Annotated in this window: 14 protein-coding genes; 6 read left to right on the top strand and 8 right to left on the bottom strand. The window is 66.0% G+C overall.

The window, feature by feature from the left end; genetic code table 11:
* Window positions 1-60: 60 nt before the first annotated feature.
* The 8 genes from AC1DWP_RS07870 to AC1DWP_RS07905 form a co-directional block, all read right to left on the bottom strand.
* A complete protein-coding gene (locus AC1DWP_RS07870) occupies window positions 61-1,239 on the bottom strand; it encodes an IS481 family transposase (RefSeq protein ID WP_477613917.1) in 1,179 nt (392 codons plus the stop codon).
* Window positions 1,240-1,851: 612 nt separating this feature from the next.
* On the bottom strand, window positions 1,852-2,133 hold the full coding sequence (locus AC1DWP_RS07875; RefSeq protein ID WP_477613918.1) for a WhiB family transcriptional regulator: 282 nt from the start codon (window positions 2,131-2,133) through the stop codon (window positions 1,852-1,854).
* Window positions 2,134-2,254: 121 nt separating this feature from the next.
* Window positions 2,255-3,322 (bottom strand): LacI family DNA-binding transcriptional regulator, encoded by a 1,068-nt coding sequence (locus tag AC1DWP_RS07880; protein WP_477613919.1) that lies wholly within the window; start codon window positions 3,320-3,322, stop codon window positions 2,255-2,257.
* A gap of 455 nt (window positions 3,323-3,777) precedes the next feature.
* Window positions 3,778-6,084: an exo-beta-d-1,3/1,6-glucosidase gene (locus AC1DWP_RS07885; protein WP_477613920.1), complete on the bottom strand. Its 2,307-nt coding sequence runs from the start codon at window positions 6,082-6,084 to the stop codon at window positions 3,778-3,780.
* A 156-nt stretch (window positions 6,085-6,240) separates the two neighbouring features.
* Entirely contained in the window at window positions 6,241-7,137 is an 897-nt protein-coding gene (locus tag AC1DWP_RS07890) for a carbohydrate ABC transporter permease (protein WP_477613921.1), read from the bottom strand.
* Window positions 7,138-7,144: 7 nt separating this feature from the next.
* Window positions 7,145-8,104, bottom strand: coding sequence for a carbohydrate ABC transporter permease (locus tag AC1DWP_RS07895; protein WP_477614604.1), 960 nt, complete (start codon window positions 8,102-8,104; stop codon window positions 7,145-7,147).
* Between the two features lie 11 nt (window positions 8,105-8,115).
* Complete coding sequence (locus tag AC1DWP_RS07900; protein ID WP_477613922.1) at window positions 8,116-9,408, bottom strand: sugar ABC transporter substrate-binding protein; 1,293 nt, start codon at window positions 9,406-9,408, stop codon at window positions 8,116-8,118.
* Window positions 9,409-9,521: 113 nt separating this feature from the next.
* The gene (locus tag AC1DWP_RS07905) at window positions 9,522-10,310 is read right to left on the bottom strand and encodes a helix-turn-helix domain-containing protein (protein ID WP_477613923.1); all 789 of its coding nucleotides are present in this window, start codon (window positions 10,308-10,310) and stop codon (window positions 9,522-9,524) included.
* Window positions 10,311-11,131: 821 nt separating this feature from the next.
* Between AC1DWP_RS07905 and AC1DWP_RS07910 the strand changes: the two genes are divergently transcribed.
* The 6 genes from AC1DWP_RS07910 (at window position 11,132) to AC1DWP_RS07935 (ending at window position 18,362) form a co-directional block, all read left to right on the top strand.
* A complete protein-coding gene (locus tag AC1DWP_RS07910; RefSeq protein WP_477613924.1) occupies window positions 11,132-12,193 on the top strand; it encodes a LacI family DNA-binding transcriptional regulator in 1,062 nt (353 codons plus the stop codon).
* Window positions 12,194-12,388: 195 nt separating this feature from the next.
* Window positions 12,389-12,946, top strand: a complete 558-nt coding sequence (locus AC1DWP_RS07915; RefSeq protein ID WP_477613925.1) for a response regulator transcription factor — start codon at window positions 12,389-12,391, stop codon at window positions 12,944-12,946.
* 171 nt (window positions 12,947-13,117) lie between these two features.
* Window positions 13,118-13,372: a hypothetical protein gene (locus AC1DWP_RS07920; RefSeq protein ID WP_056922327.1), complete on the top strand. Its 255-nt coding sequence runs from the start codon at window positions 13,118-13,120 to the stop codon at window positions 13,370-13,372.
* A gap of 4 nt (window positions 13,373-13,376) precedes the next feature.
* Window positions 13,377-13,802, top strand: coding sequence for a hypothetical protein (locus tag AC1DWP_RS07925; protein ID WP_477613926.1), 426 nt, complete (start codon window positions 13,377-13,379; stop codon window positions 13,800-13,802).
* A complete protein-coding gene (locus AC1DWP_RS07930; RefSeq protein WP_477613927.1) occupies window positions 13,799-16,342 on the top strand; it encodes an ATP-binding protein in 2,544 nt (847 codons plus the stop codon). The genes AC1DWP_RS07925 and AC1DWP_RS07930 overlap by 4 nt, the downstream gene beginning before the upstream one ends.
* 1 nt (window position 16,343) lies before the next feature.
* Window positions 16,344-18,362 carry a hypothetical protein gene (locus AC1DWP_RS07935; protein WP_477613928.1) on the top strand — a complete coding sequence of 673 codons (2,019 nt, stop codon included), beginning with the start codon at window positions 16,344-16,346 and terminating at the stop codon, window positions 18,360-18,362.
* Window positions 18,363-18,700: the final 338 nt, after the last annotated feature.

An 18,700-nucleotide genomic window follows, 5' to 3' on the forward strand; every position in this document is an offset into this window, starting at 1 on the left:
TGTAGGCATTCGGCTGATGGTTGACGGTTTTACGTCGGTTGATCCTTGACACTCCTTACGTCAGTTTGTCCTGCGGGTCTTGGTCAGTGCACCTCCCAAGGGTCGTTTGTTGCGGACGGGGCCGGTGCTGTCGCGTCGCACGGTGCGCAGCAGCTCGTTGCCGATCCAGAACTGGAGGGTGTCGGGGCCGACGTGGACGTCGCAGCGTTCACCGGCCCGGTGGCGTCCGACGGAGACCTGTTGCCAGGAGACGCACACGACGCCGACGGTGGAGACCTTCCGGGCGACCCATTCGGGGCCGTCTCGGTCGGGCTGGTCGCGCAGCGTCCTGCGGGTGGTGACGGTGAACCTCTCCGCCGGGGTGGCCATGTCCAGGGACTGGTGGGGCCGGTCCTGGTTGTAGGAGGCGACCCATTCGTCCATGGCTTGCTGGGCGGTGGCCTTTGAGGTGAACAGGGTCCCGGTGAGCAGTTCGGCGCGCAGGGTCCGGTGGAAGCGTTCGATCTTGCCGGTGGTGGTGGGTGAGCGGGGCTTGGTCAGCAGGTGCTCGATCCCGTTCTCGCGGCAGATCCGGTCGAACAGCACCTCGGTCGGTGGGTGGTTGAACCGGCCGGTGAAGACCTTGCCGTTGTCGGTCAGGATCTGTTCGGGCACCCCGTGGGTGGCCAGCGCCGCGGTAAACGCGTCACAGACCAGCTGGGTGCGTTCGCGGGCCATCAGGGCCGCGCACACGCAGAACCGGGAGTGGTCGTCGACCCCGGTCAGACACTTCAGCGTGGTCCCGTCCCGCAGGCCGATGCCACCCACGACGTCCATTTGCCACAGCTCCATCGGCTGGCCGCGCTCCCAGCGCTTCCACTCCTCGCGGCGCCGTCGCCGGGCCGTGGAGTCGATCAGGTTCGCCCGTCGTAACGCCCGGTACACCCCGGACTCGGAGACGCTGGTGTTCTTCCTGGCCAGTTCGAACACAATCCGGCGCGGACCCCAGCCCGGGTGCAGCCGGCGCAGCTCGAGCACCGCGACCTCCACCCCGGGATCCATCTGATGCGGACAGCTTCCGGGCCGATGGGACCGGTCGGCCAGCTCCTCCAAACCGCCCAGCTCGTACCTGGCCAACCACTCGTGCAGGGTTTGCCGCGAGACCGACCAGGCGGCCGCGACCTCCTTCACCGTGCGGCCGTCACTGATGACCGCCAGAACCGCCTTGTACCGCTGCTCAGCCACGCTCATCTCCCTCATCAAGGGAGTGTCAAGGATCAGCCGAAGTAGGTGTCAACCATCAACCGAAACACTGTCAGGCATCAACCGAAGCCCAAACGTCAAGCATCAGGCGAAGTCGTACATCGCTGGCCTAGCGGACAGTTCGGCGGCAAATCGGTGGGCAAAGCGGTGGGTCCGACGCGCGCGGGAGCCGGCCATGCGGGTCTGCGCATTGACCCAACGGGAAGTGGGCTGGAAGGTGACCGGCTGCGATGCCGGTACGGAAGCCAGCTCCACGGGTCCGAAGACCGAAGTACGCCGGAAGGTGCTGGCTGGGGCCTACGGCAGCCATGCGCCCGCCTGCTCCGTCCATCATCAGCGCAGTAGACGGTGAGCCGACCGTGAGTTGATAGCAGCGTCCTGGGATCTGACTAGGGCGCTACTTTCCTTGTGCCGCCCTCGGCGCGGCCGCGCCCGGAACGGCCGCCAGGCCGCATGCCCGGCACGGCCGCGCCGCAGGCGCGGCTCGCGGCGAAGCCGCGTTTAAGCCAGTAAAGAAAGTCCTCACAGCCGGAGCTCCGGAGCTCCTGAGCTCCTCAGCTTCGTTACCTTGGCTTCCAGCCAGCGCTGAAAGCGTCCAGGGTGGCGGCGTCAGTTGTCCTGAGTGGTTTGGTGGGCCCACCGTTGGTCCTCGGTCATTCCGCCCCAGACTCCGTACGGTTCGCCCGCATTGAGGGCATGATCGCGGCAACACTGGAGCACTGGGCATGCGCTGCAAACCGCGATGGCCTGTGACCCACGGGAACGACGCTCAGCGCCCCGCTCGCCCTCGGGATGGAAGAAGAGCTCTGGGTTTGCCTCCCGACATGCGCCTTCCAACTGCCAGCCCCACACGTCGGCGACCGGGCCCGGAAGTCGTGCTCCTCGAACCATGGCGACCTACTCTCCGCGGCATTGCGCCACCTTCTAGGCCCGACCACAGGCAGGACCTTCTATCGATTCGGGCATTTGTTGAACCATGTGCGGACCTCTCAACCAACGCCCGTGGACACTCCTAGGTTGCGGCGCGCTGGGCGACCCCTGAGGAGCCAACTCGAAGGGCTAGGTCAGCCGGGTCCTGTCTTGGCCTCCCCGTGGTGCCGCGGAGGACCAACTCGGTGGGCGTTGTCACGATCACTGCCGGGATTGTTGGGTTACGCACACGCTGGAGGAGCATCTCAGCAGCCATCTCGCCCTGAGCCTGGAGGTCCTGTCGCATGGTGGTGAGATCCATGACGTCCGAGAACACGTGGTCGTCAATGCCGATGACCGACAGGTCGTGCGGAACCCGCAATCCAAGACGCCGCGCGGCCTGAAGGACTCCCATCGCCACTTCGTCAGAGACTGTCATCACTGCTGTCGGACGGTCCGCGGCCCGAAGCAGTTCGCTGACGGCGAGAGAAGCCGAAAGAGCAGTCCACCCCGCATCGATGATGAAGTGCGCTGGGTAGGAAAGGCCATGATGCGCAACGGCTTCCCTGAAGCCCTTCAGGCGTTGTTGCGACGCTTGCGTCTGACCGATGGTGTCCGGCCTGATCCCCACGAAGGCAATACGGGTATGGCCCAGCCCGATCAGATGTTCCGTGGCCACGCGGGCTGTGCGTACGTCATCAATTCGAATCAGGGAACGCCCCGGGACTGGAGTCCCGACAGCCACGAGGGGAAGGTCCAGCCGGTCGAGCATCGTCAACTCTCCCTCGTCAACCGGGACGCTGAGCGCGATGACGCCGTCGACGCGCTTGAGCAACATCGTCTGTGACAGTCTCCGGCGGGGGTTGCCACCCTCATCTTCGAGGTCCACGAGAAAGACCATGTGATCGTGTTGGCGCAACCTGCGGTCAATGCCCCTGACCAGGGTCGCGAGATCCCAACGGGTCCGCGATGGTGCGACCACGGCGATGACCTTGGTCCGGCCGGAGGCAAGCGATGCCGCCGTGGGTGAGGCCACGAAGTCCATTTCCGATGCCAACCGCTGGATCCTGTCACGCGTTTGAGGTCGAACGCTGTCCATCCCTCGGAGGGCGCGGGAGACGGTGGCGACGGACACACCCGCTGCGTTGGCCACATCTCTGATGGTGCTCACGGAACTGCCCGCCCCCGGCCCCGATGTTCCCCGTCCTTGTGCTGCGAGGTTGGTCTAGCCATTGGCTTCGCGCGCTTTCGTCATTGACCCGACCGTGCCCGTCCCATGCACTGTCGGGCCAAGGCTGCCCTTGTGGTCGCGGTGGGCCGGGTGGTCGAGTGCGCAGTCGCACTTGTCCACCGACGTCGTCTCCTCGGCCAACACTCTCCGTCGCGAACTCCCATGGGCTGACGCCATTACGAGCGGCTCGCTCTGCGCAGCCGTGTTCGGGCGGGCGGGTTCGATTCCCGGCGCCGGCTCGATCACCTGTTTGCAGGTCGGCGACCCCGACGGCGCGTCTCGTTCCGCAACTGCTTCGCAGGACCAAGAACAGCCCGGCTGCGAGGACATGCGACAGGCTTTGGCCTGCGCGCTGCCCGCATCGCTAGTGCCAAGTCGGGACTCAGTGGAGGACTTCATGGGATACGGAAGCTGGCGCTGAGCAGGTCGGCCGTTCGAGAGCTCGGCCCGACGAGTAGGACAAATTCGCCTGGCTCCACGATTCGGCGGCTGTCGGCCGTGACCACGGTGCAGGAGGCAGCGGGAAGGCTCAGGTCGACGGTCACGCTCTCGCCTGGTTGGACAGTGACCTGCCTGTAGGACTTGAGTTCCTTTTCTGCCCAGGTGACCGTCGTGACCACGTCGCTCACATACAGCTGAACCGTTTCCAGCGCCGGGCGGCTGCCGGTGTTGGTCAGCGTCACCTCGGCGCAGATGTTCTCGGCCGGGGTCACCTCTGGGGTGTGCACGACGAGATTGGCGTATTCCACGGTGGAGTAGCTGAGGCCCTCTCCAAAGGCGAACAGAGGTTCCTGGGTGAGGTCGGCGTAGCGGTCGCCGTGCTGTCCTCGCAGGGTGTTGTAGTAGACGGGTTGTTGTCCGACATGCTTGGCGAACGACACCGGCAGGCGGCCGGAGGGTTCGATCCGGCCGAGAATGAGTTCGGCGATGGCCCGTCCGCCGCGCATGCCTGGGTTGAAGGCCTGGATGATTGCCGCGGCCTTCAGGATGGCCGGAGGGAGGACGGCCGGCTTGGAGTTGAGCAGCACCACAATCATGGGGACCCCGGTTTCCGCCAATGCTTCAAGCAGGGCCACTTGGCCGCCAAGGAGCTCGAGGGTGGCGGTGGAGCGACCTTCCCCGATCAGCGAGACGTTGTCACCGACGACGGCGATGACGTAGTCCGCCTGCTGCGCGGCGTCCACCGCCTGGGCGATCATGGCCGGGTCCGGCATAGCGGGTTCGAGCACCGGGTAGCGCGGTTGACCATCGGGGAACACGGCTCCGGCCGGATTGGGTTTGAGCACCCCGATATCAGCACCGCGATGATGAGTCACCGTCCAGTCGGCAGGGACGACCGCCCGGAAGCCGTCCAGCACGGTCTCGACCGTGTCGCGCGGGTGGCCCTCGCCCATCCAGACCAGCTGGCCGGAGCCGCCTGCCCAGTCGCCGAGCTGGGCGTGCGGGTCATCAGCGTTGGGCCCGACCACGAGCAGGGTCCGAGGTGTGGCGCCGTCCCGGCTCGAGCCGTCCGCGTCTGCGCTCGCAGGGATGCCGGCAGCCGGGCCGCCGTCGAGCGGCAGGGTGCCGTCGTTTCGCAAAAGCACGAGGGAACGGCGGGCGATCTGGAGGTTGAGGTCGGAGTGGTCGGCGCATCCGATCACCTCGGCCTGGCGGGCGGGGTCGGGCAGGCGCGGGTTCTCGAAGAGCCCGAGCTCGAACTTGAGGCGCAACACGCGGCGGACCGCATCGTTGATGTCATCCTCGGTGAGCAAGCCCCTGGACAGGGCTTCCTGGGCACCTTCGAAGAACGACGGTGTGGCCATGACCATGTCGTTGCCGGCCCGGACGGCCACTGCAGCAGCCTCGGCGTCGTCAGCGCAGACTTTCTGTTCCCACACCATGCGTCCGACGTTGTCGTAGTCCGTGACCAGAGTGCCCGTGAAGCCCCACTCCTTCTTCAGCACTTCCTGGAGCAGCCACGAGTTGGCGGTGATGGGGACGCCGTCCAGCGATTGGTAGCCGAGCATGAAGGTGCGGCAGCCTTCTTGGACTGCCCGCTCGAATGGCGGAAGGAACCAGGAGCGGAGCTTGCGCGGGCTGATGTCTGCTTCGCTGGCGTCGCGGCCTCCCTGGGTCTCGGAGTAGCCGGCGAAGTGCTTCGCACACGCCAGGACCGCTGTTGGGTCATCCAGCCCTTCGCCTTGGTATCCGCGGATCATCGCTGCGCCGAGCTCGGAGATCAGGAGCGGGTCTTCACCGAATGTCTCGTCTACGCGGCCCCAGCGCAGATCACGGGTGATGCACAAGACCGGGGAGAATACCCAGTGGATACCCGTTGCGGCGGCTTCGATGGCGGTGACGCGGGCGCAGCGTTCGAGCAGGTCGGCGTCCCAGGTAGCGGCCATGCCCAGCTGGGTCGGAAAGATGGTCGCGCCGGGCCAGAAGGAGTGACCGTGGATGCAGTCCTCCGCGGTGAGCAGCGGGATCCCGAGCCGGGTTCGGGAGGCCAGCCCCACCGCCTCGCTCATCTGCTCGGGAGAGGCATGGAGGATGGACCCGGCGCACCTGGTCATGACGATGTCCTGCAGGTCTCCGGTGGCATCGAGCTGTAGAAGCTGGCCGACCTTCTCCGGAACGGTCATGCGGGTGAGCAGGTCCTCGACTCTTGCATCGATGCTGAGGGACGAGTCCCGGTACGGCTCTGCGGTGGTCGGGGGCATGGGCGAGCGGGACAGGCTCGACGAGGCCATAAGCGGGGCTCCGGTCTTGGGTGGTTGGTGTCGGTGGGCTTGACGGCGGCCCGTGGGGCGGCCGACGCCTTGGCCGATCCGAAGTCGATGGGCTTGCTGGTAACCGCCCTCGGACCGGCCTGCGCGCTACTTGATTCCGGCTGAGGCGACGCTTTGGATGAAGAACCGCTGGAGGGAGACGAACAGCAGCACGATGGGTGTGATGACCAGAACTGACCCGGCGAGGAGCAGCCCGTAGTCGGTGGCGTCCTGTCCGGTGGAGAACAGTGACAGCGCCACCGGCAGGGTGTACTTGTCTTGGCTCTGGGCGGCGACGAGCGGCCAGAGGAAGTTGTTCCACGAGCCGAGGAACGTCAGGATGCCCAGGGTCGCCAGTGGCGGACCGCACAGCGGCAGGACGATGCGGGTGAACGTGCGGACCTCGCCCGCGCCATCGATACGGGCTGCTTCGATCAGTGAGTCCGGGATCCCTTGCATGAACTGGCGCATCAAGAACACCCCCAGCGGGGTGGTCAGAAACGGCAGGAACAGGGCAGGGTAGGTGTTGACCAGTCCGATCTTGCTGACCAGGACGAACAACGGCACGAACGTCACGACGCCCGGGGTCATCAGGGTGATCATCACGAGCACGAACAGGACGCGCTTGCCCGGAAAGTCCATCTTGGCCAATGCGTATCCGACCATCGAGCAGAAAGCCAGGTTGCCGAGGACCGTGACGACGGCGACGAGCAGGCTGTTGACGAAGAAGTCTTGGATGTTCAGCTCGCTGAACCACTTGGCGTAGTTGCCCCACGTTGGGTCGGCGGGCCAGAATCCGGTGGGGTTCCTCAGGATTTCGCCTTGCGTCTTGAAGGAGCTCAGGACCATCCAGACGAACGGCAGCATGGTGGCAGCTCCGGCGACGACCAGTGCCGCATAGATCAACCACTGCCGGGTCGGCCTGCGACCGCCACGCCGCGGTTTGAAGGGCGTTCCATGGCCGCCAGGTTCAAGGGCTAGCGGCGTGTCTTCAGAGGTTGTCATGACGCTCTCAATCCTTGGACCGGAGGGCTCGGAACTGGACCAGGCTCAGCAGGGCAATCGCCACGAACAGGATGTAGCTCGCCGCGGATGCGGTGCCGTACTTGCCGAAGCCGAACTGGTTGTAGGTGAAGTAGCTGATCGACAGGGTGGAATCGAGCGGGCCGCCCTTGGTCATGACGAACGGTTCCTCGAAGAACTGCAGGTACCCGACCGACAGAAGCACCGCTCCAAGGAGCAGGGTCGGTCGCAGCAGCGGCAGGGTGATCCGTCGGAAGGTTGTCCACGGGTTGGCCCCGTCGATCAGGGCGGCCTCCTTGACCTCTTCGGGGATGTTCTGGAGCCCGGCCAGGAAGATGATCATGAGCGTGCCCATGTTCCGCCACACCGCAACCAGGATCATGGCCGGCATCGACCAGGTCGTGCTGTTCAGCCAGTTGGGTCCGTTGATGCCGACCAAGCCGAGCATGCCGTTGAGGAGCCCGTTGTCCTGCAGGATGAAACGCCACACCACTGCCACGGCGACAATGCTGGTCACGACGGGGGTGTAGAAGCCGACCCGGAACACGGTGCGGAACCGGGTGATGCCGCTGTTCAGCGCCACGGCCAGGGCCAGTGCCACGATCATCGTGAGTGGAATCCCCACGATCACGAAATAGGCCGTGACCGCCATCGACTTGAGGAACTGCGGATTGCTGAACAGGGAGGTGTACTGGTTGACGCCGACGAACCCCACGGCCAGCGGATCCTGCACGTCGCTGCTGCTGAAGTCCGTGAACGACATCAGGAACGAGGACACGATCGGCAGCAGCATGAAGATGCCGAAGCCGAGCACGAACGGCAACGCGAACAACCAAGCAACCAGTCCCTGCCGGCGACGACGCGCCTGGGTCACGCTGCCTCGGCCCGCCCGGCCCGGCCGACCCGCTCGGCCGGCGCGGGAGACCTCACCCGCGCCGACCGGAGTCATCGTGGCCACGGTCAGCCGCCCGTTCCGGTTCCGATGGAGTTGGCCGTGGCCTGCAGGCTCTTCATTGCGTCCTGCGGTGCCACTCCGGCCCTGATGATCTGTTCGAGAGTCCTGTCGGCGGCGGCGCTGACCTGAGTCCAGGTCTTCAGCGACGGCGGCGAGTTCGTGTCCTTGAGCTGTTCGCCGAAGACGGACAGCTTCGGGTCGTTCGCCAGCGCCGGGTCCTTCCAGGCGCTCTGTACCGCGGGGAGGTCACCTAGCGCCTTCTGCCACCTGACCTGGACTTCGGGCTGGGTGAGGAACTGGATGAACTTCCAGGCCGCGTCCTGGTTCTTGCTCTTCTTGAACACGACCAGGTCCGAGCCGCCCACGAACGAGGTTGCTGACGCGTCCTTCGGGACCACTCCGACGCCGAACTTGTCAGCGAAGCCTGACCCGCCGGCCTTGGTGAGCGCGCCGATTTCGCTCGGGCCGCCAATCAACATGGGGATGGAGCCGTTCACGAATGCGGACTCGGCCGCACCCGCCCCCGTGTTCGGATCCGGGGTTGCGATGCCGTCGGTGAAGAAGCTCTTGTAGTAGGTCATCGCCTTGACCCATTCGGGGCTGTCCAGAGTCCACTTGGCCTTCCCCTCGTCGGTCAGTTGCGCCCCGGCCGACCACGGGAAGGACAGCATCGACTGGAAGGAGTCGGATCCGGCGACCGGCAGACTGATTCCCCACTTGGCTCCGGCCTTGGTCTGCATGGCCTTGGCCATCGCCTTGAAGTCGTCCCAGCTGGTCGGGAACGTGGTGTAGCCGGCCTTCGCGGCGAGGTCCTTGCGGTAGTAGATGACTCGCGTGTCGACGTACCACGGGACGCCGTAGGTGGTGCCACCGACCTGGGTGGACTTCACCGACCCGGGGAAGAAGCCGCTCGTGTCGATGGAGGTCGGCGTCGGGACGAACGCATTCGCGAAGTCGCCCATCCACGTGGTGCCCATCTGGGCCAGGTCGGGAGTCGAGCCGCCGGCGATCGCGGTCTGGTACTTGTTGTGGGCTGCATCCCACGGCAGCGCGGTGACGTTGACCTTCACCCCGGGGTTCGCGGCCTCGAACTCCTTCGCGAACGTGGGCAGCGCGGCACCCTCGTCGGCCTGCGCCCACACCGTGAGGGTTCCCTTGGCGGGACCTGATGCGATGGTGCTGGCGGCTTTGGGCGCGGATGCCGTATCGCTGCTCCTACCGCAGGAGGTCAGGACCATAGCGGCGGCAATACCCACCGCCAGGGCGGCAGCCGCGGGCATAGCTTTCATTCGGAACATGGATACTTCTCCCATTCGTCGTCGCACCGCGCTGGTCATACCGCGGGCTGGTTTAGCCGGACACTCCATTGGGCCGTCTATTGGACGGTAGGTGCGGGCGCATACCGGAGTCATCAGGCGGACGGCGGGACTTCCGCATGCGCCGTCCGCCACCCGGCGGACGATGCTGTGCTCAGAGGATCCGGCCAACTAAGACGCCACAGGTGAATTGCCAATTGGGCTCGAAACCAGTTCGCGTGCTCTCCTAAGCCGTAGCCCAACGCATGCTCGACGTGGCCAACGCGATGTGCCACGGTGCTGTGGTGCAGATTCATGTGCGCGGCAGCCTCGCGCTGCGAACCGGTGCGCATCAGGATTTCGGCGGTCAGGATGGCGGTAAGGCCCGTCTCCGTTCGGGACAGCTCAGCTAAGGCAACCCGATCCTGCAAATCCATCAGATCCGTACCGGCGATTGCGGCTAGGGCGACCACTGAGCCGAGTTGGTCGAAATGTGCGATAGGCCGGACGCCGGGCCCCTGGGCGAATCTCAGCGCCCCTCGTGCCCCCCGGTATGAGAGGGGCGCTTCGATGGCAGGACGCGCCGGACCGATCCCCATTCTGCCTCGCATGCCTGAGACCCAAGGGTCTGCCTCGACGGTCCCACACATGACGAAAATCGCCTCGTCGCCGAAGACAGCCCTTACGACCCGGCCCCCGACTGAGGACTCGATCCGGCGGCAGACTTCATTCAGCTCGCCCGCCTCCGCGCCGGGCACGTGGGCCACCGCAATACGGATCGATCGGTTGGATTCGTACCCCAACTTCCGGCATGCGCGCGAACGCTCCATCACTGAGACGTTGGGATCGATGAGGAGTTCAATTAGACCGGGACTCGGGGAGGCTGCAGGCGAGACCTGCGTCATCCGCTCAAGGATGAGACGAGCGGCGCGAGTAGCACGAGCGAGTACCAACTCGTCGAGAGCGCATAACCCTGAGTCGCGCTGTATCCACAATCGAGCGCCAGGCGCGCGGTCCCAAGTTGCCTCACGAGACACGCTGAACGTTGGCTCGCCAGAAACAAGTCTTGTCCCGTGGCGGTCGTAGTGCGCCAACACTTGGCCGCGGGGGCCGCTGAGGCCCGCACCACATTTGGTCGTCAGAGCGACCGTCCTCACCACGTCGTCCAAACTCCCCCCGCGTTCCACCAGGTCGTCAAACGCCGAAATCACGCGCAGGATGGTCGCGCCATCGACTTCCCGCAAGGGCGCGGCCTTCAGGCCGGCCCCACTCCCGCGAGGCCGCAAAGGCGTGACGCGCTCCTGGCTCCGCCAAGCGGCTACAGGCGAGCCCTCGTGGGACGTGGGCGTCATCGCTGCTCCTTTCCGACGAGCGTCGCGTATCAATGCGCTTAAACCCATGAACAGTTAAGCGCATTGATACGCGAGGTGGCAAGAGTCCAGCGGTGCCGGTTTCAGGCTGTCGGCGCGCGCCGCGCGGAAGCCCCGCAGGACGAATGGTTTCTAGTACGGACGGGCGCCGGTGTGAGCTCCACCCCGGGGAGCCAGGGCCCGTCGACTCGGGGTCGACTTGTCATGGCGCTGGCGAGTACGGCGAACAGCGTCTGGAGTGCGTCGTCTCCGGCCTTCGTCCGCGCGTTCGTTGACGGAAACGCCGGACTCCCAAGACCCGGCTGGCACATACGTTCGTCTAAGCGCATATAGTTCGCCGCTAGGAGGTGTGTCTGGTGCGCAGGGGTCCCACGGTTTACGACGTCGCCGAGCGGGCTGGCGTTTCGATCGCGACGGTGTCCTTCACATTTAGGCGACCCGAAAAGGTGAGAGAAGCGACGCGTCGTCTGGTCCATGCGGCTGCCCGAGAGCTGGGTTACATACCAAGCGGTAGCGCTCGGGGACTGGCGGGTGGCCGGACAGGTGCCTTGGGCTTGATATCGCTGGACTACCGGCCTGTCGCCGGCCCCGACATCGCAACTATTTCGAGGGCGGGGGATGCGAATGATGACTTCCGCTCGTTCCCGGTGTTCGTCGACGAGGTCCAACGGGGCGTCGAGCAGGAGTGCTGGCGCCGGGGGTATGCGGTGATGATCGCCGGCGCCAATCCCTCCAACGCCGAAGCAGTCTTGACAGACATGGCCGGCCGGGTCGATGGCTTTGCACTCTTCTTTGCTGGGATGGCGGACGATGCAGAGGTCCGCCGCATGGCTGAGCGGCTGCCAGTGGTGCTCCTGAGTGGGCCAGGCGATGACGCTCTGAGCACGGTCCGCGTGGACAACGCGGCTGGTATGCGTGCACTGACCAGACACCTCGTGGACACCCACGGCCTGCGCCGCCTGCGTTTTGTCGGCCCCACCTACGACTCGGATCGAAAGGAACGATACGACGCGTTTCGCGAGACGCTACGCACCGCCAAGCTTCCCGTGGCGCGACGGCCACTGGCGGCAGCTGGCGACCATCGGGAGGCCATTTCGGACCTGATGGAGCGGAATGAACTCCCTGACGCATTCGTATGTGTGAATGACGAAGTTGCACTGGCGCTCATGGACACGTTGAGGGAACTCAAGATTGATGTCCCGGGACAGGTCGCGGTGACAGGCTTCGACGGAATCGTTGCTGGACGGCTAGTTAGCCCCCAGCTCACGACCGTTCGCCAGCCGATGGAGGCCATGGGCGCAACGGTGGTCCGGGTTCTCATCGACCGTATCGAACATCCGGAGGCGCCATCGGTCTCTGAATGCTTACCTGTCCAGTTCGTCAGCCGGGAGAGTTGCGGTTGCGAAACCAGCCCTTGACGCGGCCAGCACGGGCTAGGCACCCTCGGTGCGCCCACAGGAACAGAAGCGGCGAAAGCGCCTTCGAGGACGTTCGGATTGCCCTCCCTGCCACGAACCTCAGGTGCATCGGCTCGTCATCGAGTACAAGCCTCGCGAGCCCGCACCCACATGTTCTGCGGATCAGCCGCCAAGACCATCCTGGACATCCACCGCATGAACGTCGCCGACTTCGGAGCGCTCTGGGTCTTCGGCCACGCCCTATTCGGCGGTGAGTCGTTCCTCCCGAGTCCGGCCACCTGCTCCAGGTGTGTCGATCAGTACGAACCGGTGAGCTGCCTCGAGGACCCCGATTTCAGCAGGTTCGCGGAGCGCCGCTTGAACTATCCATCGCGTGCCGTGTCGGGTGTCTGGCCTCACATCCAAGTTTGGCTCGCGCTCACGATCGAACACGTGCAGGACCCGCTCTTCGAAGGCCACCCCGCCCTTCTGGTCATCGAGTCGCCGTGGGAGGCGCCGTCTGGACTCTCAATTCGTCAGCTCGACGTGCTGAATGGATTGGCCCAAGGGGCGTCCAATCGACGAATCGCATCCGAGCGCTCCATCTCAGTACGCACTGTCACCACGCACGTCGAGCGCATCCTTGTGAAGCTCGGACAAGAGTCGCCTGCAGGAGCGGCCGCCAAGGCAACTCGTGAGGGATTCCTGCGTCTCGACCTGATGGCCACGCTTCCGGTGTCGCCGGGGCCGAGGTTCTTCGGCACCCAAGCTTGATCTCACGTGCGGTTGCAAGTGGGCTCTTCGTCCGCGCTGCCTCTTGCTGAACGGAAGGTCAACAAACGGTAAGAACTCGTCTCAAACACGGACAATTGGTGGACTGAGGGTGTATCGGACGGGTTAATGGTTGCGCGAGTGGCCACTCGCACCAACCGATTGGGGACGATCATGAACACCCTGAACACGACTCTCGTGTCGGCCGCCAACACCGGAGGCCTGCAGTCCTGGATCAAGGACAACGTCATCCCACTGCTGCTCCTGCTCATCGCGGTGATGCTGTTCGTGCTCGCTCAGCGTGGCGACAACGCCAAGGCCATGAAGGTTGTGGCCGGAGTTGTCGTGGCCCTGGCCGTGCTCGGAATCGCCAGCAGTGGTCAAGCTGACAATCTCGGCGCCTGGATGGCCGGGCTCATCACAGGTTGATCCGATGCGACTTCCCGTCGATGACGAGATCTACAACGTCAATGCCGTCTGGCTGGGTCCGCCCAACAAGACCCTGCCCTTCCGAGCGCGCTACGTCGCGTACGCCGTGGGCGCGCTGGTCTTCGTCCTCCTGCAGGTCATCGAGCGCAGGCTAGGCATCGGCTTGGGGTTCTTCAGCCTGGCGTACACCCTGTTGGTTACCGTCGGGCTGACCCGACTCATCCTCAACGTCGTCGACGCAGACCGGCCCCTCGGCTCGGTCATCGCTGGATTTGCCCACGAGGTCGGCGCACCGCGAGAGCGCACCCGCCCCACGGTGGGCCTCATGCACCCGGCTCGGGTACGTGCCGTCCCCACACACCCGAGCCGGGCCCAACGCAAGGCAGCCCGCCTGCAAACCAGGGCGGCATCAAGAGAGGCTCCCTCATGAGCAAGCCCGGTATCGCGCTGCGCCGGATCAGCGGCCACTGCACGGTGACCGCAGACCGGATCTTGGCCTGGTACATCCTCGATCCGCAGGGATGGTCGTTCCGGCCGGACAGCGTGCGGGAGCAGCTGATCATCGACGCCGCGGATGCGTACGCCCAACTGGTCAAGCGTCAGCTGCACATCCGGGTCACGACCAGGCCCTACCCGGTCAGCCGGTGGGCCGCCGCGCACGACGAGAACGCCCCGGCCCCTCTGCCCGGGTGGCGCAAACACCTTCTGACGGACCAGCAGCACCTGTCGGGTCGCAGCATGGCCGACAAGGAGGTCTACGTCGGCGTCGAGATCCCCGCACGCAAGGGTCTCTACAAGGCGCTCGGCGGCCTGGCCGGCACGTTCTCCGACCGAGAGGTCTCGGCCCTGTCCAAGGAGCTCCGCGTCACCGACGAGATCATGGCCGCTCCGGGCATGGACGGCGCACCGGTCACACCTCGCGAGCTGGAATGGCTGCTGCACCGGTCCTGCTCCCTCGGCCTGCCCGCACCTCTGACACTCGGGGCTGTCGACGACGGGCGCTGGGAAGAGGAGGACCTGCACGAGTTCACCGACCACGTGCAATGGTTCGCCGAACCGTACGCCCGCACCCTTCGCGTCATCGGTGAAAACGAGGACCAGCGCGTCGAACGGCACGTGTGCGTCCTGTCCGTGGGCCGGATGACCGACCTGGAGATCCCGGCCGGCATCCCGTGGATGCAGCGCACCGACCAGCTCGGCTTCCCGGTCGAGTGGTCCGCCCGGGTCACGATCGAGGACTCCGCCAAGGTGGGGATGGCGATGCGTCGCAACATCCAGAAGATCCGCGCCCAGAAGGACCACTACGAGGTCGAGCACCACGAGCCGGCCCCCGGCGCCCTGGACCGTCAGGCCGACAAGGCCCTGGGCGTTGAGGACGAGATCTCGATGGGCCTGTCCGGGTTGTCGACCCGCACCACCGGCTGGTACCGCATCGCGGTCTCCGGAGCATCGGAGGAGGAGGCGCTCGAGCGGGCCAGCCTGCTGCGCAAGCTCTACACGCCCCAGATCACCATCGCCCGCCCCGCGGACCAGTACGCCGTCGCACGCGAGTTCATCCCCGGCGAGAAGCTGGCGTCCACGGCATACAAGCGGCGCATGCCGGTGACCACCCTCGCGGCCGCCGTTCCTGCCGCGACCGCAAAGGTGGGCGACCGGGTCGGGATCCACCTCGGCGAGACGTCCGGCACCAGCGCCCGTGTCGTGACGTGGGAGCCGTGGGAGAGCACCGAGACCCGAGAGGAGTCCGGTCTCGCGGTCCTGTGCGCGGGCCTGGGTGGGGGCAAGTCCACTGCCGGCGGCAACATCATCTACCGCACCGTCATGCAGGGCGTCCCGTGGACTGTGCTCGACCCTTCCGGGCGACTGACCGCGTTGTGTCGTCTGCCGGAGCTGGCGGAGGTGTCCCAGGCGATCGACCTGCTCGACGCCCCACCTGGCTCGCTGTGCACCTACCGCGTCATCGCTGAACCTCGGCGTGAGCACTACGACTCCGAGCTGGACTGGCGCACCGCACAGAACCAGGCCGAGGACACACGCCGCCTGCTCACCTCGTCCGTACTGCGGGCCATGCTGCCGCGCCAGTTGCAGGACCACATGCTGACCGAGGTGGCCTTGATGCGTGCCGTCGGTGCGGTGTCGGCCAGGCACACCGCATCCACCCACGAGGTCGTCGACGCACTGACGCGACTGGACGGAGACCCGGACCTGCGCCGCCACGCCGGGTACATGGCCGACTTCCTGACCGAGGCTGCCAAAACCAGCCACGGCCGGTTGATCTTCCCGTCCGGGTACCAGCAGGACTACGGGCGGGAAGACCCGCTGTTGACCGTGTACAGCCTGCGCGGGCTTGCCCTGCCGGACGAGTCCACCGCCAACAGTGAGGACCTCGACGAGCGACTGTCGATGTGCGTGCTCTATCTCGCCGCGTGGCTCACCCAACGCGGCATGTACCTCGGGGATGTCAACGCCCGCAAGGGAATCTTCATCGACGAGGCGTGGGCGCTGTCCACCTTCAGCACCGGTCGTCGGTTTATCGACCGAGCTGCCCGCGACTCCCGCAAGCACAACACTCGCGTGCTGATGGCCTCGCAGAACCCCGCCGACCTGCTCAAGCTGGACCTGGCCAACTTGATCTCGGCCGCGTTCATCGGCCGCCTCACCGGTGAGGACGCCCAGACCGACGCCCTGCGGTTCCTGCCCGGCATCCGCGACGGAATGGGCTACGAGTCGATCTTCGGCACCCTGTCCCGCCCGACCCGTGAAGGCCGCCGAGGGTCTCGAGAGTTCATCTTCAGCGACGGCACCGGCGGCATCGAACGGATTCGCATGGACCTGTCCGCCCACCCGCACCTGCTGGCTGCACTCAACACCACCGCCCAGCCCGACCAGGCCCGCAACCGGGTGGCCCGCTCCGAGCTCACCGCCACCCCAACGAGATCCGCGGGCGAGCCCGAGAGGGAGAGTGCCTGAGATGGCTGCTCTGCGGGGGGTCGTATGCCGCATGCTGGCCATCGGCGCGATCCTCACCGGGGTCGGTGTGGGCCTGGCCGGGGCGGCTTCCGCAGCACCGACCATCCCAGGAGTGCCGGACTGCAAGGACGCACCCACGGCGCAACTGCCCGGTTCCGGGATCACCGGGTTCCTCGACGAAGGACCCAAGACCCCACCGGAACCTCGCGACCCGTTCGCCGACCACCCCTCGACCAGCGTTTACGAGCAATACGGGTACGCCGGACTCGGGTGGCACACCTACGACCTTGGCTGCGGTGGTGGCTTGCGCGACGTCGAGGCCAGCATCGACACCGCGACCGGCAACTTCCTGATGTCGACCGCGACGTGGGGCGCCGCAGCCACCAATGGGCTGCACAACAAGGTTGCCCATCCCGAGGAGTACATGGCCCCGCTCGACGACGTCGTTGCCGGCGTGACGCAGCGGCTGCACGACTCGATCTGGTCCCCTTGGGGCGCCACCGCACTCGTCGGAGTCGGGGCTTTGCTGCTGTTCTACTCGATGAGCGGTCGACTGTCGTCGGTGACCTCCGCCGCCGCGTGGGCGCTGCTGGTGCTAGCGATCGTCGCCGGCATTGGCCAGTACCCGACCCGGGTCGCCACCTTCTTCGACAGCACAGTCACGTCGAGCGTCGCGGCGATCAGCAGCGGCGTCAGCGGTCTGACCAACCTGCCCGCCTCGTCCGACCCAGCACGAGCCCAGGGCGCCTTGGTGGTCGACCGCGTCCTGTACGACAACTGGCTGCGCGGCGAGCTCGGCTCCACCGACTCCCCCGCGGCCAAGAAGTGGGGTCCGGATCTGTTCAAGGCCAGCGCCTTTACCTGGGCCGAAGCCCACCAAGCAGAGCAGGACCCCGATGCGGGCAAACGGATCGCCGAGAAGAAGGCCGAGAACTGGAAGAAGACCGCAGCCGAGATCGAGAAGCAGGACCCGGTCGCGTACGGCTACCTGCAGGGAAAGGCGGGTGGTCGCGCAGGAACCGGGGTGATGGTCGCACTTGGGTCAACTTTCAGCCTGCTGTTCCGGCTCGCCGCCGACATCTTCCTCTTTGCCGGCTTGGTCATGCTGCGGTTCCTGGTCATGCTGTTCCCCGCTATCGCCGTGGTTGGGGTCATGGCCCCGATGGCGTCGATCGTGAGGCGGGTGTTCAGCATGGGCGGTGCCGCCGTGGTCAACGTGGTCGCGTTCTCTGCCGGGTCGGCGGTCCACGCCACGATCATCTCCGCAGTCCTGTCCCGCGCCACCACGACCGGCATGGGCGTCCTGGGCATCGTGCTGTGCATGGTGGCGACGGTGGCCGCGTTCATCGTGCTGTTCCCACTGCTGTCGTTCACCAACATCCTCGGTCACTCAGGAGGCCCACGCTGGGCCAAACGTGGCGGGCGTGAGATCTGGAACTACACCTCCAGGCGACTGGCCACCCAACACGGCGTCGACGCAGCCAACGAGGATGCCAACCAGAACCAGAAGGCCGATGGCGACGAGAAGGCAGCCGCGCAGGACAACGGTGTCCACCGTCGCTATCGACACACCGGGCTTCCCGCCGAAGCCTTCGGACGACCCGCCTACTTCCCCACCGTCTCCGAGTCCGAAAGAGCCCTACCGGCGCCTCAACACCTTCAACTCAGCTCGGTTGAGGCACCCAGGCCCGCGCACTCCGTCACCGCGAACCAAGACCCCGTCTTTGCCCCCGACTTTGCCGAGGCGGACGCCGATCGCGAGAGCCCGGCATACGCCCTCGCTGGCCAAGTCCAGCAGACGCAGCCGGAACCCGATCCTGTAACCGTCCGAGCCACAAGCGGAGAGACCCCGATCAGTGGACGGATCGTCCCTCAGATCCCAGGGGACGCCCGGGAGATCCCGAACCTCGCTCACGACTCGCACACGCAGTTCCGCCGTGACGGTGTGGGACCACGCCTCTACGACCCCGACACCAAGCAGACGGTCCTGAGCAGCCTGCAGAAGCGAGCCGAGGAATGAATGCCGGAGGAGTCGGCCGCGCCGTGCGATGGCCGCTGTGGTCATGGCGCAACCTGACCGTGACGGCTGTTCTGGCTCTCGTCCTGCTCGCCGCCCTCGGCCGCCTGACCAACGGAGTGGGAGCCTCGGCCGCGCCTGCCCCGCGGCCACCCCTGACCGCGTCCGTGCCCACCGCGCCCGCCGCGACGACCACCCTCAGCGACCCGACGGCGCCAGCTGAATCGGCCATAGCAAGCCAGAGTTCAACCACGCCAACCGAGGTCTCGGCTGGCTCCCCGGTCGCGGTGGCCACTGCCTTCGTCAATGCCTGGTCCACCACTACCCAGGGCGACGCCTCC

Source organism: Pedococcus sp. P2_F6 (assembly GCF_056403675.1).

Bases quoted from the DNA above. Each gene is read 5' to 3' on its own strand.
- AC1DWP_RS07875 (WP_477613918.1), bottom strand. From the start codon at position 2,133: ATGGTTCGAGGAGCACGACTTCCGGGCCCGGTCGCCGACGTGTGGGGC.
- AC1DWP_RS07920 (WP_056922327.1), top strand. From the start codon at position 13,118: ATGAACACCCTGAACACGACTCTCGTGTCGGCCGCCAACACCGGAGGC.
- AC1DWP_RS07930 (WP_477613927.1), top strand. From the start codon at position 13,799: ATGAGCAAGCCCGGTATCGCGCTGCGCCGGATCAGCGGCCACTGCACG.
- AC1DWP_RS07935 (WP_477613928.1), top strand. From the start codon at position 16,344: ATGGCTGCTCTGCGGGGGGTCGTATGCCGCATGCTGGCCATCGGCGCG.
- AC1DWP_RS07925 (WP_477613926.1), top strand. From the start codon at position 13,377: ATGCGACTTCCCGTCGATGACGAGATCTACAACGTCAATGCCGTCTGG.
- AC1DWP_RS07905 (WP_477613923.1), bottom strand. From the start codon at position 10,310: ATGACGCAGGTCTCGCCTGCAGCCTCCCCGAGTCCCGGTCTAATTGAA.
- AC1DWP_RS07885 (WP_477613920.1), bottom strand. From the start codon at position 6,084: ATGCCCCCGACCACCGCAGAGCCGTACCGGGACTCGTCCCTCAGCATC.
- AC1DWP_RS07890 (WP_477613921.1), bottom strand. From the start codon at position 7,137: ATGACAACCTCTGAAGACACGCCGCTAGCCCTTGAACCTGGCGGCCAT.
- AC1DWP_RS07900 (WP_477613922.1), bottom strand. From the start codon at position 9,408: ATGTTCCGAATGAAAGCTATGCCCGCGGCTGCCGCCCTGGCGGTGGGT.
- AC1DWP_RS07915 (WP_477613925.1), top strand. From the start codon at position 12,389: ATGAACGTCGCCGACTTCGGAGCGCTCTGGGTCTTCGGCCACGCCCTA.
- AC1DWP_RS07895 (WP_477614604.1), bottom strand. From the start codon at position 8,104: ATGACTCCGGTCGGCGCGGGTGAGGTCTCCCGCGCCGGCCGAGCGGGT.
- AC1DWP_RS07870 (WP_477613917.1), bottom strand. From the start codon at position 1,239: ATGAGGGAGATGAGCGTGGCTGAGCAGCGGTACAAGGCGGTTCTGGCG.